This window comes from Pseudomonas muyukensis, assembly GCF_019139535.1.
GTDB classification, from domain to species: Bacteria; Pseudomonadota; Gammaproteobacteria; order Pseudomonadales; family Pseudomonadaceae; genus Aquipseudomonas; species Aquipseudomonas muyukensis.
In genome coordinates this window covers 2,122,994-2,144,328 of sequence record NZ_CP077073.1, presented here as the reverse complement: position 1 = coordinate 2,144,328, position 21,335 = coordinate 2,122,994, and the positions used below count along the sequence as shown (strand labels likewise).

The 21,335-nt window shown below is 65.3% G+C and carries 21 protein-coding genes; 16 read left to right on the top strand and 5 right to left on the bottom strand.

The window, feature by feature from the left end:
• Positions 1–60 precede the first annotated feature (60 nt).
• A complete protein-coding gene (locus tag KSS95_RS09645; protein ID WP_217853459.1) occupies positions 61–414 on the bottom strand; it encodes a hypothetical protein in 354 nt (117 codons plus the stop codon).
• A 212-nt stretch (positions 415–626) separates the two neighbouring features.
• Between KSS95_RS09645 and KSS95_RS09640 the strand changes: the two genes are divergently transcribed.
• Together KSS95_RS09640 and KSS95_RS09635 are read left to right on the top strand one after the other, a co-directional pair.
• Positions 627–1,925 (top strand): alpha/beta fold hydrolase family protein, encoded by a 1,299-nt coding sequence (locus tag KSS95_RS09640; protein WP_217853458.1) that lies wholly within the window; start codon positions 627–629, stop codon positions 1,923–1,925.
• Positions 1,918–2,733, top strand: a complete 816-nt coding sequence (locus tag KSS95_RS09635) for an MlaA family lipoprotein (RefSeq protein WP_217853457.1) — start codon at positions 1,918–1,920, stop codon at positions 2,731–2,733. The genes KSS95_RS09640 and KSS95_RS09635 overlap by 8 nt, the downstream gene beginning before the upstream one ends.
• Positions 2,734–2,767: 34 nt before the next feature.
• Here KSS95_RS09635 and KSS95_RS09630 read toward each other — a convergent pair whose 3' ends face one another.
• Positions 2,768–3,910, bottom strand: coding sequence for a patatin-like phospholipase family protein (locus KSS95_RS09630; RefSeq protein ID WP_217853456.1), 1,143 nt, complete (start codon positions 3,908–3,910; stop codon positions 2,768–2,770).
• 73 nt (positions 3,911–3,983) lie between these two features.
• Entirely contained in the window at positions 3,984–4,919 is a 936-nt protein-coding gene (locus KSS95_RS09625; protein ID WP_217853455.1) for a lipid A biosynthesis lauroyl acyltransferase, read from the bottom strand.
• 100 nt (positions 4,920–5,019) lie between these two features.
• Here KSS95_RS09625 and minC point away from each other — a divergent pair, with 100 nt between their 5' ends.
• The 7 genes from minC to KSS95_RS09590 all read left to right on the top strand — a co-directional run bounded on the left by minC (position 5,020) and on the right by KSS95_RS09590 (position 11,735).
• Positions 5,020–5,781 carry a septum site-determining protein MinC gene (minC, locus tag KSS95_RS09620; protein ID WP_217853454.1) on the top strand — a complete coding sequence of 254 codons (762 nt, stop codon included), beginning with the start codon at positions 5,020–5,022 and terminating at the stop codon, positions 5,779–5,781.
• A gap of 97 nt (positions 5,782–5,878) precedes the next feature.
• Positions 5,879–6,691 carry a septum site-determining protein MinD gene (gene minD, locus KSS95_RS09615; protein ID WP_110736460.1) on the top strand — a complete coding sequence of 271 codons (813 nt, stop codon included), beginning with the start codon at positions 5,879–5,881 and terminating at the stop codon, positions 6,689–6,691.
• A 3-nt stretch (positions 6,692–6,694) separates the two neighbouring features.
• A complete protein-coding gene (gene minE / locus KSS95_RS09610) occupies positions 6,695–6,949 on the top strand; it encodes a cell division topological specificity factor MinE (RefSeq protein ID WP_134689299.1) in 255 nt (84 codons plus the stop codon).
• 156 nt (positions 6,950–7,105) lie between these two features.
• Complete coding sequence (locus KSS95_RS09605) at positions 7,106–7,741, top strand: RluA family pseudouridine synthase (RefSeq protein WP_217853453.1); 636 nt, start codon at positions 7,106–7,108, stop codon at positions 7,739–7,741.
• A 133-nt stretch (positions 7,742–7,874) separates the two neighbouring features.
• A complete protein-coding gene (locus tag KSS95_RS09600) occupies positions 7,875–9,164 on the top strand; it encodes a M18 family aminopeptidase (protein WP_217853452.1) in 1,290 nt (429 codons plus the stop codon).
• Positions 9,165–9,381: 217 nt separating this feature from the next.
• Complete coding sequence (locus tag KSS95_RS09595; protein ID WP_167388396.1) at positions 9,382–9,552, top strand: hypothetical protein; 171 nt, start codon at positions 9,382–9,384, stop codon at positions 9,550–9,552.
• Positions 9,553–9,596: 44 nt separating this feature from the next.
• Positions 9,597–11,735 carry a mechanosensitive ion channel family protein gene (locus tag KSS95_RS09590; RefSeq protein ID WP_217853451.1) on the top strand — a complete coding sequence of 713 codons (2,139 nt, stop codon included), beginning with the start codon at positions 9,597–9,599 and terminating at the stop codon, positions 11,733–11,735.
• A gap of 1 nt (position 11,736) precedes the next feature.
• Here KSS95_RS09590 and KSS95_RS09585 read toward each other — a convergent pair whose 3' ends face one another.
• Positions 11,737–12,450: a UTRA domain-containing protein gene (locus tag KSS95_RS09585; RefSeq protein WP_217853450.1), complete on the bottom strand. Its 714-nt coding sequence runs from the start codon at positions 12,448–12,450 to the stop codon at positions 11,737–11,739.
• Between the two features lie 327 nt (positions 12,451–12,777).
• Here KSS95_RS09585 and KSS95_RS09580 point away from each other — a divergent pair, with 327 nt between their 5' ends.
• From KSS95_RS09580 to KSS95_RS09555, 6 genes are all read left to right on the top strand, one after another.
• On the top strand, positions 12,778–13,836 hold the full coding sequence (locus KSS95_RS09580; RefSeq protein ID WP_217853449.1) for an ABC transporter substrate-binding protein: 1,059 nt from the start codon (positions 12,778–12,780) through the stop codon (positions 13,834–13,836).
• 128 nt (positions 13,837–13,964) lie between these two features.
• Positions 13,965–14,771 (top strand): alkaline phosphatase family protein, encoded by an 807-nt coding sequence (locus tag KSS95_RS09575; RefSeq protein WP_217853448.1) that lies wholly within the window; start codon positions 13,965–13,967, stop codon positions 14,769–14,771.
• Positions 14,768–15,607 carry an ABC transporter permease gene (locus tag KSS95_RS09570; RefSeq protein ID WP_217853447.1) on the top strand — a complete coding sequence of 280 codons (840 nt, stop codon included), beginning with the start codon at positions 14,768–14,770 and terminating at the stop codon, positions 15,605–15,607. Before KSS95_RS09575 ends, KSS95_RS09570 begins: the two co-directional genes overlap by 4 nt.
• Positions 15,597–16,391, top strand: a complete 795-nt coding sequence (locus KSS95_RS09565) for an ABC transporter permease (protein ID WP_217853446.1) — start codon at positions 15,597–15,599, stop codon at positions 16,389–16,391. The genes KSS95_RS09570 and KSS95_RS09565 overlap by 11 nt, the downstream gene beginning before the upstream one ends.
• A gap of 1 nt (position 16,392) precedes the next feature.
• The gene (locus KSS95_RS09560) at positions 16,393–17,382 is read left to right on the top strand and encodes an ABC transporter ATP-binding protein (protein WP_217853445.1); all 990 of its coding nucleotides are present in this window, start codon (positions 16,393–16,395) and stop codon (positions 17,380–17,382) included.
• Between the two features lie 13 nt (positions 17,383–17,395).
• On the top strand, positions 17,396–18,049 hold the full coding sequence (locus tag KSS95_RS09555; protein ID WP_217853444.1) for an HAD family hydrolase: 654 nt from the start codon (positions 17,396–17,398) through the stop codon (positions 18,047–18,049).
• A gap of 60 nt (positions 18,050–18,109) precedes the next feature.
• On the opposite strand, the gene KSS95_RS09550 is transcribed toward KSS95_RS09555, so the two are convergent.
• Positions 18,110–19,072 (bottom strand): NAD(P)H-quinone oxidoreductase, encoded by a 963-nt coding sequence (locus tag KSS95_RS09550; protein ID WP_217853443.1) that lies wholly within the window; start codon positions 19,070–19,072, stop codon positions 18,110–18,112.
• 143 nt (positions 19,073–19,215) lie between these two features.
• Between KSS95_RS09550 and KSS95_RS09545 the strand changes: the two genes are divergently transcribed.
• Positions 19,216–21,297 carry a carboxy terminal-processing peptidase gene (locus tag KSS95_RS09545; protein WP_217853442.1) on the top strand — a complete coding sequence of 694 codons (2,082 nt, stop codon included), beginning with the start codon at positions 19,216–19,218 and terminating at the stop codon, positions 21,295–21,297.
• The last annotated feature ends 38 nt before the right edge of the window (positions 21,298–21,335 follow it).

Sequence of the window (21,335 nt, the reverse complement as noted above, 5' to 3'; positions counted from 1 at the left end):
AGCGCGCTCGCACCCAGCCACTGTCCTGGCTGTCGTTGTGCAAGCGGGCTTGCCCCGCGATCAGACCCTGACCAACCGCAAGCCGGCCAATACCAGCGCAAACACCGCGATGCTCGCGGTATACAGCACCAGCGCCGGAATCGCGCACAGCAGCGCCAGCCCCGCCAGCCACCTGCCGCCCCGCCGGGGCACGGCCTGGGCCAGCAGCGCCAGCCCCAGCGCCGCCCAGGCCATCACCTGGAAGTGAATCGCCAGCCCCAGCAATGAACGCACCTCGCACTGCCAGAGCGCCCCTGGCACCGCGCACAGGCCCACCCAACGGGCGTCTTCCATCAATCCATAACGCACGCCGTAACTGGCTGCCAGCCACAACGCCAGACACAACACCGCAAAGATCGGCCACGAACGCGTCATCCCGCTCTCCCATTGCGGTCATCGAAGCGCTGCATGATCACCCAGGGGCCGTTGTAAGGCAAAATCATGGCCCTGGGCTATGTTGCACAAGACAGCAATCGCCGGCTGCGGCAACATCTGGCGCGACAAAGGCATGAGCGGCTGGCAACTTTGCACCCGCTGCCATGGTCCTAGCCTGCGTACTGCACGACCTGTTTGCCCTGGGGGACTCCATGCTTCGATCTTTGCGCCTTGCTGCCCTGCTTGGTGGCCTGCTGGTGACAGCGCTCGCTACGGCGCGGGACATCGACCCCGCCAGCTACGGCTACCCGCTGAAAAACCCGTTCGAGGCGACCATCGCCACCACCCCGCCGGACCAGCGCCCGACGCTGCCCAGCGACGACGACATCGACCAGGCCGACTACAGCCTGACCCTGCGCCCAGAGCGCGAGTTCACCCTGCCAGACAACTTCTGGTCAGTGAAAAAGCTGCGCTATCGCCTGGCCCAGCAAGACCACCAGGCGCCGCTGATCTTTCTCATCGCCGGCACCGGCGCGCCCTACTCCAGCAGCATCAACGAGTACCTGAAGAAGCTGTTCTACCAGGCCGGCTACCACGTGGTGCAGCTGTCCTCGCCGACCAGCTGGGACTTCATGAGCGCCGCCTCGCGCTTCGCCACCCCCGGGGTGACCCGCGACGACGCCGAAGACCTGTACCGGGTCATGCAGGCCGTGCGCGCCCAGCACCCGCGCCTGCCGATCAGCGAGTTCTACCTCAGCGGCTACAGCCTCGGCGCGCTGGATGCAGCGTTCGTCAGCCACCTGGACGAAACCCGGCGCAGCTTCAACTTCAAACGCGTGCTGCTGCTCAACCCGCCGGTCAACCTGTACACCTCGATCAGCAACCTGGACAAGCTGGTGCAGACCCGGGTCAAGGGCATCGACAAGAGCACCACCTTCTATGAGCTGATGCTGGAAAAACTCACGCGTTACTTCCAGGAAAAGGGCTACATCGACCTCAACGAGGCGCTGCTGTACGACTTCCAGCAGTCGCGCGAACACCTGTCCAACGAACAGATGGCCATGCTCATCGGCACCTCGTTCCGCTTCTCGGCGGCCGATATCGCCTTCACCTCCGACCTGATCAACCGCCGCGGCCTGATCATCCCGCCGAAGTTCCCGATCACCGAGGGCAGCAGCCTCACGCCGTTCTTCAAGCGAGCCCTGCAATGCGACTTCGACTGCTACCTGACCGAGCAGGTGATCCCCATGTGGCGCGCGCGCACCGACGGCAACAGCCTGCTGCAACTGGTCGACCAGGTCAGCCTGTACGCCCTGGAAGACTACCTGCGCAGCAGCCCCAAGATTGCCGTGATGCACAACGCCGACGACGTGATCCTCGGCCCCGGCGACATCGGTTTCCTGCGCCGGGTGTTCGGCGAACGCCTGACGCTCTACCCCCATGGCGGCCATTGCGGCAACCTCAACTACCGCGTCAACAGCGACGCCATGCTGGAGTTCTTCCGTGGTTAACAGACTGCTGCTCGTCACCGCCCTGCTCGCTAGCACCCAGGCCCTGGCCGACGAAGTCGCGCCAAGGGCCAGCGTGGTCGAGGCCGACAACATCGGCACCTTGTCGGCCGAGGCCGATGGGTTTCTCGACCCGCTGCGCGAACTGAAATTCAACCCCGGGCTCGACCAGCGCGAGTTCGAGCGCTCGACCCTGGCCGCGCTGAACATCTACGACCCGCTGGAGTCGATGAACCGGCGCATCTACCACTTCAACTACCGCTTCGACCAGTGGGTGTTCCTGCCGGTGGTGGATGGCTACCGCTACATCACCCCCAGCTTCGTGCGCACCGGGGTAAGCAACTTCTTCAACAACCTCGGTGATGTGCCGAGCCTGTTCAACAGCGTGCTGCAGCTCAAGCCCAAGCGTTCGGCCGAAATCACCGCGCGGCTGATGTTCAACACCCTGCTTGGCGTGGGCGGCCTGTGGGACCCGGCGACCAAGATGGGCCTGCCGCGCCAGAGCGAGGACTTCGGCCAGACCCTGGGCTTCTATGGCGTGCCGGAAGGGCCGTACCTGATGCTGCCGATCCTCGGCCCGTCGAACCTGCGCGACACCACCGGGCTGGTGGTGGACTACGTGGGGGAGAAGGAAATCAACTACCTGGATGTGCCCGACAGCGCCAGCGAGCATCCGCAGATCACCCTGCTGCGGGCGGTGGACAAGCGCTACAACACCAACTTCAGCTATGGCCAGACCAACTCGCCGTTCGAGTACGAGAAGCTGCGCTACGTGTATACCCAGGCGCGCAAGTTGCAGATCGCCGAATAAGACCCTCCACGCCCCTGTAGGAGCGGCCTGGACATCAGATCCCCAGGAACTGACACAGCTCGCGCTGCTTGGCCAGGGCATCCTTGCGCCCCAGCTCGATCAATTCGCTGCAATAGCTGGCCTCGAACAGCAAGTAGCTCAGCACCCCCGCGCCACTGGTCTTGGTGGCCCCCGGGCCGCGCAGGAACAGCCTGAGCGCCGCGGGCAATTCACGCCTGTGGCGGGCGGCGATCTCGTCCAGCGGCTGGCTGGGCGCCACCACCAGCACCTCGATCGGCGCCAGGCCCAGGCGCCGGGCGTCCAGGTGCGCGGGCAGCAGGTGGCTGAGGTGGTTGAGCCGCTGCAACAGCTCGATATCGTCCTCGAGGCTGTCGATGAAGGTGCTGTTGAGCATGTGCCCGCCGATCTGCGCCAGGCTCGGTTGCTGGCCACTGAACACCCGCTGGGTTGGCAAGGGCGGCGCTGGCCGCTGCGGGTTGCCGCTGACGCCGACCACCAGCACGCGGCTGGCGCCCAGGTGCAGCGCCGGGCTGATCGGCGCCGATTGGCGTACCGCGCCGTCGCCGTAGAACTCCTCGCCCAGGCGCACCGGGGCGAACAGCAGCGGGATCGCCGAACTGGCCAGCAGGTGGTCGATGGTCAAGGGCGTGGGCATGCCGATGCGGCGGTGGCGCAGCCAGGGTTCGATGGTGTCGCGGCCCTGGTAGAAAGTCACCGCCTGGCCCGACTCATAGCCAAAGGCGGTGACGGCAATGGCGCGCAGCTGGTTGCTGGCCAGGGAATGGGCAATGCCGTCCAGGTCCAGGTGCTCGCGCAACAGGCCACGCAACGGGCTGCTGTCGAGCAACGCCACCGGTGCCTGGCCGCCGATGCCCAGCAGGCTGTGGCCGACGAAGCGACTGGCCTGGCGAATTACCCCAGGCCAGTCGCTGCGCAGCACCAGGTGGCTGCGAAAGTTCTGCCAGAACGCGGTCAGGTGCTGCACCGACTCGCCGAAGCGGGTAGCGCCGCTGGCCAGCTTGACGGCGTTGATGGCACCGGCCGAGGTGCCGACGATCACCGGGAACGGATTCGCCGCGCCCGGGGGCAGCAACTCGGCGATGCCGGCCAGCACGCCAACCTGGTAGGCGGCGCGGGCACCGCCGCCGGAGAGGATCAGGCCGGTGGTCGAGGTCATGCATCCTTCCTGGAGTCAGTGATTGCCAGTACCGGCCCTATCGCGGGGCAAGCCCGCGCCCGCGCAGCAAGAGCTAGCGTTTTTTCTTGTCGTACAGCCGCGGCTCGCCCTCGGGCCGCGACTTGAAGCGCCGGTGCGCCCACAGGTACTGCTCCGGGCATTCGCGCAGCACGCCTTCGACCCACTGGTTGATGCGCAGGCAGTCGGCCTCCTCGGTTTCGCCAGGGAAGTCCGCCAGCGGCGGGTGTACCACCAGACGATAGCCGCTGCCGTCTTCCAGGCGCTTCTGGGTGAAGGGAATCACCCGCGCCTTGCCCAACCGGGCGAACTTGCTGGTGGCCGTGACCGTGGCCGCGGGGATGCCGAACAGCGGCACGAAGATGCTCTGCTTCATCCCGTAGTCCTGGTCCGGCGCATACCAGATCGCCCGTCCCTTGCGCAGCAGCTTGAGCATGCCGCGCACGTCGTCGCGCTCCACCGCCAGCGAATCGAGGTTGTGCCGTTCGCGGCCCCGGCGCTGGATGAAATCGAACACCGGGTTGCCATGTTCACGGTACATGCCATCGATGGTGTGCACCTGGCCCAGCAACGCGGCGCCGATCTCCAGGGTGGTGAAGTGCACGGCCATCAGGATCGCGCCCTCGCCGTCGCGCTGGGCGGCCTGCAGGTGCTCGAGGCCTTCGATGTGCGCCAGGCGCGCCAGGCGGGCCTTGGGCCACCACCAGCTCATGGCCATCTCGAAGAAGGCGATGCCGGTGGAGGCGAAGTTTTCCTTGAGCAGGCGCTGCCGTTCGTCGCCGGACAGCGCCGGGAAGCACAGTTCCAGGTTGCGCGCGGCGATGCGCCGGCGCTCGCCGGCTACCCGGTACATCACCGCGCCCAGGGCGCGCCCCAGCCCGAGCAGGGCGCGGTACGGCAGCTGCGCGACCAGCCACAGCAGGCCCAGGCCCAGCCACAGGGCCCAGAATCGAGGGTGAAGGAAAAGGGGTCGAAAACGCGGGCGTTCCATTGAAGCTTCCGGCAAGACAAGGGCCGGGCATTCTACATCGGTTGCGGGCAATCGGTCTTATCGCTATAAGTCAGGGCACTTTTCTCGCAACAAGCCGTCTATGCAGACCATGAGCCTCAACCAGACACCCGACAACGCCCCCGTGTTCCAGCTCAAGGGCAGCATGCTTGCCATCACCGTGCTGGAGCTGGCGCGCAACGACCTCGAATCCCTCGACCGCCAGCTGGCGGCGAAGGTGGCGCAGGCGCCGAACTTCTTCAGCAACACCCCGCTGGTGCTGGCCCTGGACAAACTGCCCGCCGACGAGGGCGCCATCGACCTGCCCGGGCTGATGCGCGTGTGCCGTCACCATGGCCTGCGCACCCTGGCGATCCGCGCCAGCCGCATCGAGGACATCGCCGCGGCGATCGCCATCGACCTGCCGGTGCTGCCGCCGTCCGGCGCGCGCGAGCGTCCGCTCGAGCCAGAGCCCGAGGTGAAGGCGCCCGAGCCTGCCCCCGCGCCGCCCCCGGCAGCGACCGAGCCCGAGGTGCGCCCGACGCGGATCATCACCTCGACCGTGCGCGGCGGCCAGCAGATCTACGCCCAGGGCGGCGACCTGGTGGTCACCGGCTCGGTCAGCCCCGGCGCGGAACTTCTTGCCGATGGCAACATCCATGTGTACGGCGCCATGCGTGGCCGTGCCCTGGCAGGTATCAAGGGCAACACCAAGGCGCGCATCTTCTGCCTGCAGATGACCGCGGAAATGGTCTCGATCGCCGGCCAGTACAAAGTCTGCGAGGACTTGCGCCGCGACCCACTGTGGGGCTCGGGCGTGCAGGTCAGCCTGTCCGGCGACGTGTTGAACATCACCCGTCTTTAACGGATACTTGCCGGCATTTTTAGCGCAACTTTTTTCCTGTTGCCGTTTTTATGTATTTGCAGGGACGCCTGTCCCGTTTATTTAGGGGTGAAACACCTTGGCCAAGATTCTCGTGGTTACTTCCGGCAAGGGGGGTGTGGGCAAGACCACCACCAGCGCCGCTATCGGTACCGGCCTCGCGCTGCGCGGGCACAAGACTGTCATCGTCGACTTCGACGTCGGCCTGCGTAACCTCGACCTGATCATGGGCTGCGAACGCCGCGTGGTGTACGACTTCGTCAACGTGGTCAACGGCGAAGCCAACCTGCAACAGGCCCTGATCAAGGACAAGCGCCTCGAGAACCTGTTCGTGCTGGCCGCCAGCCAGACCCGCGACAAGGACGCGCTGACCAAGGAAGGCGTCGAGAAGGTGCTGATGGAGCTCAAGGAGCAGTTCGACTTCGTCGTCTGCGACTCGCCCGCCGGTATCGAGAAAGGCGCCCACCTGGCGATGTACTTCGCCGACGAAGCCATTGTCGTGACCAACCCCGAAGTGTCCTCGGTGCGTGACTCCGACCGCATGATCGGCCTGCTGTCGAGCAAGTCGCGCCGTGCCGAGCAAGGCGAAGACCCGATCAAGGAACACCTGCTGATCACCCGCTACCACCCCGAGCGCGTCGAGAAAGGCGAAATGCTTGGCGTCGAAGACGTCAAGGAAATCCTCTCGGTCGAACTGCTGGGCGTGATTCCCGAATCGCAAGCCGTGCTCAAGGCCTCCAACCAGGGCATCCCGGTCATCCTTGACGACCAGAGCGATGCCGGCCAGGCCTACAGCGACACCGTCGACCGCCTGCTGGGCAAGCCAAAGCCGCTGCGGTTCATCGAAGTGCCGAAGCAAGGATTCTTCGCGCGCCTGTTTGGAGGCAAGTAAACCATGAACCTTTTTGACTTCTTTCGTGGCAGACAGAAACAGAGCAGCGCGTCGGTAGCGAAAGAGCGTCTACAGATCATCGTGGCGCACGAGCGTGGCCAGCGCAGCACCCCGGACTACCTGCCGGCCCTGCAGAAGGAGCTGGTCGAGGTGATTCGCAAGTACGTCAACATCGGCAACGACGACGTGCAGATCGAACTGGAAAACCAGGGCAGCTGCTCGATCCTGGAGCTGAACATTACCCTGCCCGAGCGCTGATCCAGCAGCTTCGAGCCGATCCTGGGGCTGCTTCGCAGCCCTTTCGCGACACAAGGCCGCTCCTACAGGGTTACGCAACCTCTGTAGGAGCGGCCTTGTGTCGCGAAAGGGCCGCAAGGCGGCCCCAGTGGTTTCCATACGCATAGAGAACCTGCAATGCCGCTGTCGAACATCCAGATCCTTCACGAAGACGCCGCCATCCTGGTGATCAACAAGCCGACCCTGCTGCTGTCGGTGCCGGGCCGCGCCGAGGACAACAAGGACTGCCTGATCACTCGCCTGCAGGAGAACGGCTACCCCGACGCCCTGATCGTCCACCGCCTGGACTGGGAAACCTCGGGGATCATCCTGCTCGCCCGCGACGCCGACAGCCACCGTGAGCTATCGCGCCAGTTCCACGACCGCGAAACCGAAAAGGCCTACACCGCGCTGTGCTGGGGCCAGCCGGCCCTGGACAGCGGCAGCATCGACCTGCCGCTGCGCTACGACCCGCCGACCAAGCCACGTCACGTGGTGGACCACGAACAGGGCAAGCACGCCCTGACCTTCTGGCGCATCGTCGAGCGTTGCGCCGATCATTGCCGGGTCGAGCTGACGCCGATCACCGGGCGCTCGCACCAGCTGCGCGTGCACATGTTGTCGATCGGCCATCCGCTGCTGGGCGACCGCCTGTATGCCAACCCTGAAGCGCTGGCCGCCCATGAGCGGCTGTGCCTGCATGCGTCGATGCTGAGCTTCACTCATCCGGTGACGGGCGAACGTCTGAAATTCGAGTGCCCGGCATCGTTTTAAAGCTATTCGCCGGCAAGGCCGGCTCCTACAGGAAAGCGCCATACCTGTAGGAGCCGGCCTTGCCGGCGAAGGGGTCGACACAATTTGTCGAGCAATTACGCTAAACTCGCGCCACTGCTGTCTGGAGTGACTTATGCGCGATGCCCTGAACGCCGGCCTGATCGAATTCCTCAAGGCCTCCCCGACGCCCTTCCACGCCACCGCCAGCCTGGTGCAGCGCCTCGAGGCTGCTGGCTACCAGCGCCTGGACGAGCGCGACAGCTGGGCCACGGTGCCCGGTGGTCGCTACTACGTGACCCGCAACGACTCCTCGATCATCGCCATCAAGCTCGGCAAGCTGTCGCCGTTGCTGGCCGGCATCCGCATGGTCGGCGCCCACACCGACAGCCCGTGCCTGCGGGTCAAGCCGCAGCCCGAACTGCAGCGCCAGGGCTTCCTGCAACTGGGCGTCGAAGTGTATGGCGGCGCCCTGCTCGCACCCTGGTTCGACCGCGACCTGTCGCTGGCCGGCCGGGTGACCTTCCGCCGTGACGGCAAGGTCGAGAGCCAACTGATCGACTTCAAGCTGCCGATCGCGGTGATCCCCAACCTGGCGATCCACCTCAACCGCACCGCCAACGAAGGTTGGGCGATCAACCCGCAGAACGAGCTGCCGCCGATCCTGGCGCAGGTGGCGGGTGACGAGCGTATCGATTTTCGCGCCTTGCTTACCGAGCAACTGGCCCGCGAGCACGACCTCAACGCCGATGTGGTGCTCGACTACGAGCTGAGCTTCTACGACACCCAGGACGCCGCCCTGATCGGCCTGAACGGCGACTTCATCGCCGGCGCGCGCCTGGACAACCTGCTGTCGTGCTACGCCGGCCTGCAGGCGTTGCTCGGCGCCGACAGCGACGAAACCTGCGTGCTGGTGTGCAACGACCACGAGGAAGTCGGCTCCTGTTCGGCCTGTGGCGCCGACGGCCCGATGCTCGAGCAGACCTTGCAACGCCTGCTGCCGGACAACGACGACTACGTGCGCACCATCCAGCGCTCGCTGATGGTCTCGGCCGACAACGCCCACGGCGTGCACCCCAACTACGCCGACAAGCACGACGGCAACCACGGGCCCAAGCTCAACGCCGGGCCGGTGATCAAGGTCAACAACAACCAGCGCTACGCCACCAACAGCGAAACCGCCGGCTTCTTCCGCCACCTGTGCATGGCCGAGGAAGTACCGGTGCAGAGCTTCGTGGTGCGCAGCGACATGGGCTGCGGCTCGACCATCGGCCCGATCACCGCCAGCCACCTGGGGGTGCGCACCGTCGACATCGGCCTGCCGACCTTCGCCATGCACTCGATCCGCGAGCTGTGCGGCAGCCAGGACCTGGCCCACCTGGTGAAGGTGCTCATGGCGTTCTACCGCAGCCGCGACCTGCCTTGAAAGGCCGTTCGCCTGTAGGAGCCAGCTTGCTGGCGAACCAGGCGACGCGGTGAATGGCACCGGCTATGCCGGTGTTCGCCGGCAGGCCGGCGCCTACGCAACGCCTGTAGGCGCCGACTGGCCGGCGAACACCCGCCTCTCCTGTCCCCGGTCAACCCGCTTCGCCGCTAAGCCGCTATGCTTGATGCATGGCCCCAAAAACAGAAGGATTCTGTCCATGTCATCGCCGTTCCTCTCCTTGTTCGTGCCGGTATTCCTGTTCCTGATGCTGCTGACCATCGGTTTCAGCCTGCGCGAGCGCAACGTCGGGGTGCTGATGATGTGGATCGGCACCCTCGGCATCTTTGGCCTCACCTGCTGGAAGATCCTCGAGAAACTGCCGTCGTAAACCTCTACACTCGGGCAATCGTTTGACCTGAGGTAGATTTCCCGGTGCCAGCCTTCCTGCGTTGCATCACGCTGCTGTTCCTGTTGTTCGCCACCCCGGTGCACGCCGCCGGCCTGCCGGGCCTGCTCGGTTCGAGCGCCCCCGCCCAGCCCGAGGCCAGCGAGCCCTTGGGCAAGTCGCTGGACGAGGTGATCAAGAACCTGGAAAACGACCAGCAACGGGCCAAGCTGCTGGCTGACCTGAAAAAGCTGCGCGACGCCACCAAGCAATCGCAACCCAGCGTCGAACAGGGCGTGCTCGGCCTGATCGGCGGCGCCCTGCACGACTTCGAAAAGCAGTTCAGCGGCGATGCCAGCCCGTTCAACCGCTGGTCGCAGGAAATCGACCAGGCCCAGGCGGAACTGGCCGCGCTGGTGGTGCCGGTGCACCAATGGCCGGCGATCCTGTTCGGCTTCGCCGGGGTGATCGCGGTCTGGGCCCTGCTGGCCTACGCCTTCAACTGGATCGGCCACCGCGTGCGCCTGCGCTTTGGCCTCACCGAGGAGCTGCCCCAGCATCCACGTACCTGGGACCTGGTACGCTTCGCCCTGCGCAAGCTCGGGCCCTGGCTGGTGGCGTTGGTGTTCACCGTCTACCTGAGCATCGTGCTGCCCGCCTCGCTGGGCAAGTCGATGGCCATGGTGCTGGCCTACGCGCTGGTGGTCGGCACCCTGTTCTCGGCGATCTGCGTGATTGCCTTCTCGCTGCTCGACGGCCCGCACCGCCACCGCGCCCTGTACATCCTGCGCCACCAGGCGTTTCGCCCGCTGTGGCTGATCGGCAGCTTCGCCGCGTTCGGCGAGGCGATGAGCGACCCGCGCCTGACCACGGCCCTGGGCAGCCACCTGGCCCACGCCCTGGCGACCCTGGCCAATGTCGTCGCCGCGCTGTGCACCGGCTTGTTCATCCTGCGTTTCCGTAGGCCGATCGCCCACCTGATCCGCAACCAGCCGCTGTCCCGGCGCCTGACCCGGCGCACCTTGAGCGACACCATCGAGATCCTCGGCAGCTTCTGGTACATCCCGGCGCTGATCCTGGTGGCGATCTCGCTGTTCGCCACCTTCGTCTCCGCCGGCGACACCAGCACCGCCCTGCGCCAATCGCTGATGTGCACGGTGCTGGTGGTGGTGTGCATGGTGCTCAACGGCCTGGTACGCCGCCACGCCGCCAACCCCAAGCGCGCCAACAAGCGCCAGGCAGTCTACGCCGAGCGCCTGCGCAACTTCGGCTACCTGCTGGTGCACCTGTTCATCTGGCTGCTGTTCATCGAACTGGGCCTGCGGGTGTGGGGCCAGTCGATGATCGGCTTCGCCGAAGGCGACGGCCATGAAGTGAGCATCCGCCTGCTGGGCCTGGCCGGCACGCTGATCGTCGCCTGGCTGGTGTGGATCCTCGCCGACACCGCCGTGCACCACGCCCTGGTGCGCTCGCGCCGAGGCCTGGCCAACGCCCGCGCGCAAACCATGATGCCGCTGATCCGCAACGTGATGTTCGTGGTGATCTTCATCATCGCGGTGATCGTCGCCCTGGCCAACATGGGCATGAACGTCACCCCGCTGCTGGCCGGTGCCGGTGTCATCGGCCTGGCCATCGGCTTCGGCGCGCAGTCGCTGGTGGCCGACCTGATCACCGGCCTGTTCATCATCATCGAGGACTCGCTGGCCATCGACGATTACGTCGATGTCGGCGGCCACCTGGGCACGGTCGAGGGCCTGACCATCCGCACCGTGCGCCTGCGCGACATCGACGGCATCGTGCACACCATCCCGTTCAGCGAGATCAAGAGCATCAAGAACTACTCCCGCGAGTTCGGCTACGCGATCTTCCGCGTGGCGATCCCGCACAGCATGAACATCGACCAGGCCATCACGCTGATCCGCGAGGTCGGCCAGAAGCTGCGCAACGACCCGCTGATGCGCCGCAATATCTGGTCGCCGCTGGAGTTGCAGGGGGTGGAGAGTTTCGAGTCGGGCTCGGCGATCCTGCGCGCGCGGTTCAAGACGGCGCCGATCAAGCAATGGGAAGTGTCGCGGGCGTTCAACCTGGCGTTGAAGCGCCAGCTCGACGAAGCCGGGCTGGACCTGGCGACGCCGCGCTTGTCGGTGCAGGTGGTGACGGCGGGTGGCGGGGCGGCGGCCGATTAACCTATCCCGCATCGGCGCGAATGCGGATCGCATCGTGCCGCCAATACTCCAGGTCACAGTCGATCAGGTGCCCATGCTGGTCGCTGTTGACCCGGGTGATATGCAGCCCCGGGCTGCCCGCCGACACCCTCAACGCCGCCGCCGCCTCCACCGGTAACGCCGTGGGCAGGATCTCGAAGCACACCTGCCCATAATGAATGGCGTACTCCCGCGCATAGACCTCGGTCAGCGACTGGGCCAGGTCCAGGGCGAGGATCCCGGGGAAATAGCGCGGGTTGAGGTAGTGCTCGGCATACAGCACCGCCCGCCCGTCGATGCGCCGCAACCGGCAGATGCGCACCACGCTGGACAGCGCTGGCAGGCGCAGCCGCGCACAGATCGCCGCGGGCGCCGGTTGCAGGCGCGCCGACAACAGCTCGGTGCTGGGCAGCCGCCCCTGGTCGCGGACCATGGCATGGAAGTGGCTGCGCTCGATCAGGTCGTAGGTCAGCCGCTGCGGCGCGACGAACCAGCCGCGCCGCTCCTCGCGGTAGATCAGCCCCATGGCCTCCAGTTGCACCAGCGCTTCGCGCAGGGTGATGCGCGTGGTGTCGAACACCTCGCTGAGCCGTCGTTCGGCCGGCAGCTTGCCGCCCGGCGCCAGCAGGCCATGTTCGATCTGCTCCTGCAAGGCATGACAGATGGCTGTTACCGCACGCGGTGGCGTCGCTTGCATCGAAGGTTACCTATCTGGACTAGTCCAGCCCCGAAACAGGGCACGTGGAACGTCGTGCAAGCCTAGGCACGGCTGATGAACATCCTGTGACAAAGGTGCCAAGCGGCACTTGCCAGATCCGGGCCAGCCCTCGGGAATCAAGGCTTTCGATCTGGTCTACGCTGTCTTTCCAGGGCCTGCGTCCCGCCCTTGTGCGCCGCCCCTTACATCAAACTGTCACGCAACAGGCCTACCTTGGCTCGAGGTTTGCTGACCTAGACCACGGGTCGCAAGCACAGGATTCCCTCATAACAACGATTGCACGGCACCCCACCCAAGGAGCTTCGGATGAAAAAGTTGTTCATGGCGTCACTGCTCGGTTCAGCCATCGCTTTTTGCACCTCGGCCATGGCCCAGGACCTCAAGGCCCTCGAAGACGCCGCCCGCAAGGAAGGCACGGTCAACAGCGTGGGCATGCCCGATGCCTGGGCCAACTGGAAAGGCACCTGGGAAGACCTGGCAAAAAAATACGGCCTCAAGCACAGCGATACCGACATGAGCTCGGCCCAGGAAATCGCCAAGTTCGACGCCGAAAAGGATAACGCCAGCGCCGATATCGGCGACGTCGGCGCCGCCTTCGGCCCGATCGCCGCCAGCAAGGGGGTGACCCAGCCGTACAAGCCGAGCACCTGGGACCAGGTACCGGCGTGGGCCAAGGACCAGGACGGCCACTGGGCCCTGGCCTATACCGGCACCATCGCCTTCATCATCAACAAGGACCTGGTCAAGGAAGGCGAACGCCCGAGCACCTGGCACGACCTGGAAAAAGGCAAGTACAAGGTCGCCATCGGTGACGTCGGCACCGCCGCCCAGGCCGCCAACGGCGTGCTCGCCGCTGCCATCGCCTACAAGGGTGACGAACGCAACATCGAGCCGGGCCTGCAGCTGTTCACCAAGCTGGCCCAGCAGAAGCGCCTGTCGCTGGCCAACCCAACCATCCAGACCCTGGAGAAGGGCGAGGTGGAAGTCGGCGTGGTGTGGGACTTCAATGGCCTGAGCTACCGCGACCAGATCGACCCGAAGCGCTTTGAAGTGCTGATCCCCTCGGACGGTTCGGTTACCTCCGGCTACACCACCATCATCAACAAGTACGCCAAGCACCCCAACGCCGCCAAGCTGGCCCGCGAGTACATCTTCAGCGACGCCGGGCAAACCAACCTGGCCATCGGCCACGCCCGGCCGATCCGCGCCGAGCACCTGAAGCTGCCGGCCGACGTGCAGGCCAAGCTGCTGCCCAACGCGCAGTACAAGGCGGCGCAACCGATCAAGGATGCCGCGGCCTGGGAAGCGACCTCCAAGGCCTTGCCGCAGCAGTGGCAGGAGCAGGTGATCATCGAGATGGAATAAGGCCTGGCAGCTCTTCTGCCTTGACCGGCCCTTTCGCCGGCAAGCCGGCTCCTACAGGGGATGCGCCGAACCTGTAGGAGCCGGCTTGCCGGCGAAGGCCCCCACCGCGGAATTTTCCCGGAGCAATCATGCAACACAACGTCATCCTGGTCCTGCTCGACGGCCTCAACCACCAGGTCGCGCACCACGCCATGGGCCACCTGCACGCCTACGTCGAGGCCGACCGTGCCGCGCTGTACCGCCTGGAGTGCGAGCTGCCGTCGCTGTCCCGGCCGCTGTACGAATGCATCCTCACCGGCGTGCCGCCCATCGACAGCGGCATCGTGCACAACCAGGTCAGTCGCCTGTCCAACCAGCGCAGCGTGTTCCACTACGCCCGCGAAGCCGGGCTGGGCACCGCCGCCGCGGCCTATCACTGGATCAGCGAGCTGTACAACCGCTCGCCGTTCGACCCACTGCGCGATCGCCATACCCACGCGCCGAAGCTGCCGATCCAGCACGGCCTGTTCTACTACGCCGACCACTATCCCGACTCGCACCTGCTGGCCGACGCCGAATACCTGCGCCGGCGCCACGCGCCGAACTTCCTGCTGGTGCACCCGATGAACATCGACGACGCCGGCCACCGCCACGGCCTGGACAGCAGCCAGTACCGCAATGCCGCGCGCGGTGCCGACATCCTGCTGGCCGACTACCTGCCACGCTGGCTCGAAGAGGGCTACCAGGTGCTGGTCACCGCCGACCATGGCATGAACAACGACCGTTCGCACAACGGCCTGCTGGCCGAAGAGCGCGAGGTGCCGCTGTTCGTGTTCGGTGAAGCCTTCAGCCTCGACCCTGCGGCCAAGCCGCTGCAGACCGAGCTGTGCGGCACGATCTGCGAACTGCTCGGCGCCGCCCACGACAAGCCGGTCTGCCGGGAGCTGCTCAAGTGAATGCCACCCAACGAGGCCGCTACCTGGCCCTGCTCTGCCTGCTGCCGTTCGCCGTGTTCTTCGTCGTCTTCCAGATCGCCCCGCTGGCCTGGGTCGCCATCAACAGCCTGCAGAGCGACAGCGGTTGGGGCCTGGCCAACTTCAGCAAGATCTTCGCCTCGAAGTTCTACCTGCAAGCGCTGCAACGCAGCCTGGAGATCAGCTTCTGGTCGAGCCTGTTCGGCATCGTCATCGCCACCCTCGGCGCCTATTCGCTGCGCCAGGTCGATTCGAAGCTGCGCGATTTCGTCAGCGCCTTCGCCAACATGACCAGCAATTTCTCCGGGGTGCCGCTGGCGTTCGCCTTCATCATCCTGCTCGGTTTCAATGGCGCGCTGACCCTGCTGCTCAAGCAGATGGGCCTGCTCGGCGATTTCAGCATCTATTCCAAGACCGGGCTGATCCTGGTCTACACCTACTTCCAGATACCGCTCGGCGTATTGCTGCTGTACCCGGCCTTCGACGCCCTGCGCGCCGACTGGCGCGAATCCGCCGCGCTGCTCGGGGCCAGCCCCTGGCAGTTCTGGCGACACATCGGCCTGCCGGTGCTCACCCCGGCACTGCTCGGTACCTTCGTCATCCTGCTGGCCAACGCCCTGGGCGCCTACGCCACCGTCTACGCCCTGACCACCGGCAACTTCAACGTGCTGCCGATCCGCATTGCCGGCCTGGTGGCCGGTGACATCAGCCTCGACCCGAACCTGGCCAGCGCCCTGGCCATGGTCCTGGTGGGGCTGATGACGGTGGTCACCGTGGCCCATCAATGGCTGCTCAAGAGGAGCTACCATGCGCGCTGAAAACGCCTCGGCCGGGTTCTACCATCGATTGGTGGTGTACCTGCTGTTTGCGATCCTGCTGCTGCCGCTGGCCGGCACCCTGCTCTACTCGCTGGCCACCAGCTGGTCGGCGACCCTGCTGCCCAGTGGCCTGACCTTCAAATGGTATGTGGCGCTGTGGAGCGAGCCGCGCTTTCTCGCCGCCTTTGGCCAGTCGCTGCTGGTGTGCATCGGCGCCCTGCTGCTGTCGGTGCTGCTGATCCTGCCGCTGTTGTTCGTGGTGCACTACCACTTCCCGAAACTCGACGCGCTGATGAACGTGCTGATCCTGCTGCCGTTCGCGGTACCGCCGGTGGTCTCGGCGGTGGGCCTGCTGCAACTGTACGGCAGTGGCCCGCTGGCCATGGTCGGCACGCCGTGGATCCTGATCGGCTGCTACTTCACCATCGCCCTGCCGTTCATGTACCGGGCGATCACCAACAACCTGCAGGCCATCAACCTGCGCGACCTGATGGACGCTGCCCAACTGCTCGGCGCCAGCCCCCTGCAGGCAGCGTTGCTGGTGGTGCTGCCGAACCTGCGCAAGGGCCTGATGGTGGCGCTGCTGCTGTCGTTCTCGTTCCTGTTCGGCGAGTTCGTGTTCGCCAACCTGCTGGTGGGCACCCGCTACGAGACCCTGCAGGTGTACCTGAACAACATGCGCAACAGCAGCGGCCATTTCAACAGCGCCCTGGTGATCTCCTACTTTGCCTTCGTGCTGGCACTCACCTGGGTTGCCAACCGCTTGAACAAGGACAAGACCTGACATGAGCTTCGTCAGCGTGCAGCAACTGCAAAAAAGCTACGCCGGCAGCCCGGTGTTCGAGCACATCGACTGCCAGATCGAGCGCGGCGAGTTCGTCACCCTGCTCGGCCCCTCGGGCTGCGGCAAGTCCACCCTGCTGCGCTGCATCGCCGGGCTGACCCCGGTGGACAGCGGGAAAATCCTGCTCGATGGCCAGGACCTGGTACCCGTGAGCCCGCAAAAACGCGGGATCGGCATGGTGTTCCAGAGCTACGCGTTGTTCCCCAACATGACCGTGGCGCAGAACGTCGCCTTTGGCCTGCGCATGCAGAAGGTCAAGGCCGAGGAAAGCCAAGTGCGCGTGCGCGAGGCCCTGGACCTGGTGGAGCTGGGCAGCTTCGCCGGGCGCTACCCGCACCAGCTGTCCGGTGGCCAGTGCCAGCGCGTGGCCCTGGCCCGTTCGCTGGTCACCCGCCCGCGCCTGCTGTTGCTCGACGAGCCGCTGTCGGCGCTGGATGCACGCATTCGCAAGCACCTGCGCGAGCAGATCCGCGCGATTCAGCGCGAACTGGGGCTGACCACCCTCTTCGTCACCCACGATCAGGAAGAGGCGCTGACCCTGTCCGACCGCATCGTCCTGATGAACCAGGGGCGCATCGTCCAGAGCGGCGACGCCGAAACCCTCTACACCGCGCCCGTGGACCTGTTCGCCGCCGGCTTCATCGGCAACTACAACCTGCTCGACGCCGACAGTGCCAGCCGCCTGCTGCAACGCCCGGTAGCCGGTCGCCTGGCGATCCGTCCAGAGGCCATCAGCCTGGGCCTGAACGGCGACCTGGAGGGCGAGATCCGCAGCCACAGCCTGCTCGGCAATGTCATCCGCTACCGGGTCTGGGTGCGCGACGTCGAGCTGGTGGTGGATGTGCTCAATCGCTGCGCCAGCGATCTGCACGCGGACGGTAAACGGGTATCCTTGTCGATCGACCCCACGGCGCTACGGGAAGTGGCCTAAGGAGATTCAACCCATGGCATTGGCAATTTTCGATCTGGACGAAACCCTCATCCACGGCGACTGCGCGTCGCTGTGGAGTGAACAGATGGCCCGACTGGGTTGGGTCGACGGCAAGGCGTTTCTCAAGCGCGACCAGGAAATGATGCAAGCCTACGGCAAGGGCCACCTGCAGATGGAGGACTACATGGCCTTCAGCCTCGAGCCGGTTGCCGGACGCACGCTGGAGGAAGTGGAGCACCTGATCGAGCCCTGGGTGGAAGAGGTGATCGAGCCGATCATCTTTGCCGACGCCTGCCGCTGCATCGCCGAGCACCGCCAGCGCGGCGACCGCATCCTGATCATCTCGGCGAGCGGCGTCCATCTAGTCGGGCCGATCGCGGCGCGGCTGGGGGTAGAGGAATACCTGGCCATCGAGTTGGAGGCGGTGAACGGTGTGTACACCGGCAAGACCCATGGCGTGCTGACCTACCGCGAGGGCAAGATCACCCGCTTGCTGGAATGGCTGGACCAGGAGCAGGAGAATCTCGAGGGGGCGAGCTTCTATTCCGACTCGCGCAACGACCTGCCGTTGCTGCTGAAGGTGGATCATCCGCGTGTGGTGAATCCGGATCCGGTATTGCGCGAGCATGCCCAGACCAATGGTTGGCCGATCCTGAGCTGGTCGTGAAACCGCTGTTCGCCGGCAAGACCGGCTCCTACAGGGAGCGTGCCTTGCCGGCGAACGGATCTAACTCAAGCTCGGATCGATCACCATGACCAGCTTGCCCGATACCTGGTTGCTCTCGAGCTCGGCATACGCTGCCTGGGCGAATTCGACGGGGTAAGTGTCAACCAACTGCGGCGACAACCGCCCTTCGCTGAACAATGGCCACACCTGCTGTTGCAGCTCGCGCAGCAACTCGGCCTTGAAGCCATCGTCACGGTTGCGCAGGGTCGACCCGGTGATTTGCAGGCGCTTGCCCAGCACCAGGGCCAGGTCCAGCTCGAACTTGCGACCGCTCATCAAGCCAATGATCACCCAGCGCCCATCGCGGGCCAGCGCCTTGAGGTTCAACGGCCCGTAACCGGCGCCCACCGGGTCGAGGATCACATCGAACGGCCCAAGCTGCTCCAGCTCGTCGAGGTTGGCGTTGCGCACCACGCCACCCGCCGCGCCCAAGCCTTGGCAGTAGGCCAGGCGCTCCGGCGAACCCACGCTGACCCACACCGGGCTGCCAAAGGCCTTGCACAGCTGGATGGCCGCCGAGCCCACGCCACTGGCGCCAGCATGCACCAGCACCTTCTCACCGGGCTTCAGGCCCCCGAGCTGGAAGAGGTTCAACCAGGCCGTGGCGTACACCTCCGGCAGCGCCGCCGCCTCGTGCAGGCTCCGGCCTTCGGGCACCGGCAGCACATGACGGGCGTCCACCACCACCTCCTCGGCCATGGCGCCGCTGGCCAGCAGCGCACACACCCGGTCACCCACGCGCCAGTCGGCGCCGGCGCCCACTTCCTCGACCACACCGGCGCATTCCAGGCCCATGTAGGGGCTGGCACCTGGCGGTGGAGGGTACAACCCCTTCATTTGCAGCAGGTCGGCGCGGTTCAGCCCCGCCGCGGCCACGCGGATGCGTAGCTGCCCGGCATCACAGGCCGGGCGTTCGGCCTCGACCCAGGCCACATGTCCGTCAACGCCTTGCAATGCCTTCACAGTGCCTCCATAGTTGAATCATATGACTGAGCCTGGGCGTGCATGTCCCAGGCTTTTTGCAGTATGCGTCCGGCTCCCCTGGAACCGGCGAACGGAAAAGACGGCCTACTATGCGTGATCAATTGCCTCCACGTCGAATCAGCATGAAGCATTTCCTCCCCAGCACCGCCCTGGCCCTGATGATCGGGCTCGGTAGCCTCACGCTCGGTGGCAATGCGGCCGCCGCCAACAAGTGGGACACCCTGCAGCCAGACCGCGACGAAGTGGTGGCCAGCCTCAATATCGTCGAGCTGCTCAAGCGTCACCACTACAGCAAGCCGCCACTGGACGACGCCCGTTCGGTCATCATCTACGACAGCTACATCAAGCTGCTCGACCCGTCGCGCAGTTATTTCACCGCCGCCGACATCGCCGAGTTCGACAAGTGGAAGACCCAGTTCGACGACTTCCTCAAAAGCGGCAACCTCGACCCCGGCTTCACCATCTACAAGCGCTACCTGGACCGCGTGAAGCAGCGCCTGGACTACGCCCTCGGCGAGCTGAACAAGGGCGTCGACAAAATCGACTTCACGGTGAAGGAAGACCTGCTGGTCGAGCGCAAGGATGCGCCGTGGATGAAGAACCAGGCCGAGCTCGACGACCTGTGGCGCAAACGCGTCAAGGATGAGGTGCTGCGCCAGAAGATCTCCGGCAAGGACCTCAAGCAGATCCAGGACACCCTGACCAAGCGCTACAAGAACCAGCTGTCGCGCCTGAACCAGACCCGTGCCGAGGACATCTTCCAGGCCTACATCAACACCTTCGCCCAGTCCTACGACCCGCACACCAACTACCTGTCGCCGGACAACGCGGAAAACTTCGACATCAACATGAGCCTGTCGCTCGAAGGCATCGGCGCGGTGCTGCAAAGCGACAACGACCAGGTCAAGATCGTGCGCCTGGTGCCGGCCGGCCCGGCGGCCAAGACCAAACAGGTCGCCCCCGCCGACAAGATCATCGGCGTGGCCCAGGGCAACAAGGAAATGGTCGACGTGGTCGGCTGGCGCCTGGACGAAGTGGTCAAGCTGATCCGCGGCCCGAAAGGCTCGGTGGTGCGCCTTGAAGTGATCCCGGCGAGCAACGCGCCGAACGACCAGACCAGCAAGATCGTCTCGATCACCCGCGAAGCGGTGAAACTCGAGGAGCAGGCGGCGAAGAAGTCGGTGCTCAAGCTCAAGCAGGACGGGCGTGACTACAAGCTGGGCATCATCGAGATCCCGGCCTTCTACCTCGACTTCAAGGCCTACCGCGCAGGCGACCCGGACTACAAGAGCACCACCCGCGATGTGAAGAAGCTGCTGACCGAGCTGCAGAAGGAAAAAGTCGACGGCGTGGTCATCGACCTGCGCAACAACGGCGGTGGCTCGCTGCAGGAAGCCACCGAACTGACCAGCCTGTTCATCGAGAAGGGCCCGACCGTGCTGGTGCGCAACGCCGACGGCCGCGTCGACGTGCTCGAGGACGAGAACCCCGGCGCCTTCTACAAGGGCCCGCTGGCACTGCTGGTCAACCGCCTCTCGGCCTCGGCCTCGGAGATCTTCGCCGGCGCCATGCAGGACTACCACCGCGCGCTGATCATCGGGGGCCAGACCTTCGGCAAGGGCACCGTGCAGACCATCCAGCCGCTCAACCATGGCGAGCTGAAACTGACCCTGGCCAAGTTCTACCGGGTTTCCGGGCAGAGCACCCAGCACCAGGGCGTGCTGCCGGACATCGCCTACCCATCGATCATCGATACCAAGGAAATCGGCGAGAGCGCGCTGCCCGAGGCCATGCCATGGGACACCATTCGCCCGGTGGTCAAGCCGGCTTCCGACCCGTTCAAGCCGTTCCTGGCCCAGCTCAAGGCGCAGCATGACGCGCGCAGCGACAAGGATGCCGAGTTCGTCTACATCCGCGACCGCCTGGCCCTGACCCAGAAGCTGATGAACGAGAAGACCGTCAGCCTCAACGAGCAGGAGCGTCGTGCTCGCCACGACCAGATCGAGGCCAAGCAACTGGCCCTGGAGAACATCCGCCGCAAGGCCAAGGGCGAAGAGCCGCTCAAGGAACTGAAGAAAGAAGACGAGGACGCGCTGCCGGCCGAGCCGGACGACACCAAGCCGGAAGACGACGCCTACCTGTCGGAAACCGGTCGCATCCTGCTCGACTACCTCAGCCTGAGCACCTCGGTGGCCAAGCACTGAATGATGGCTAAATAATGTGACCTGTCATCAAACAGTCA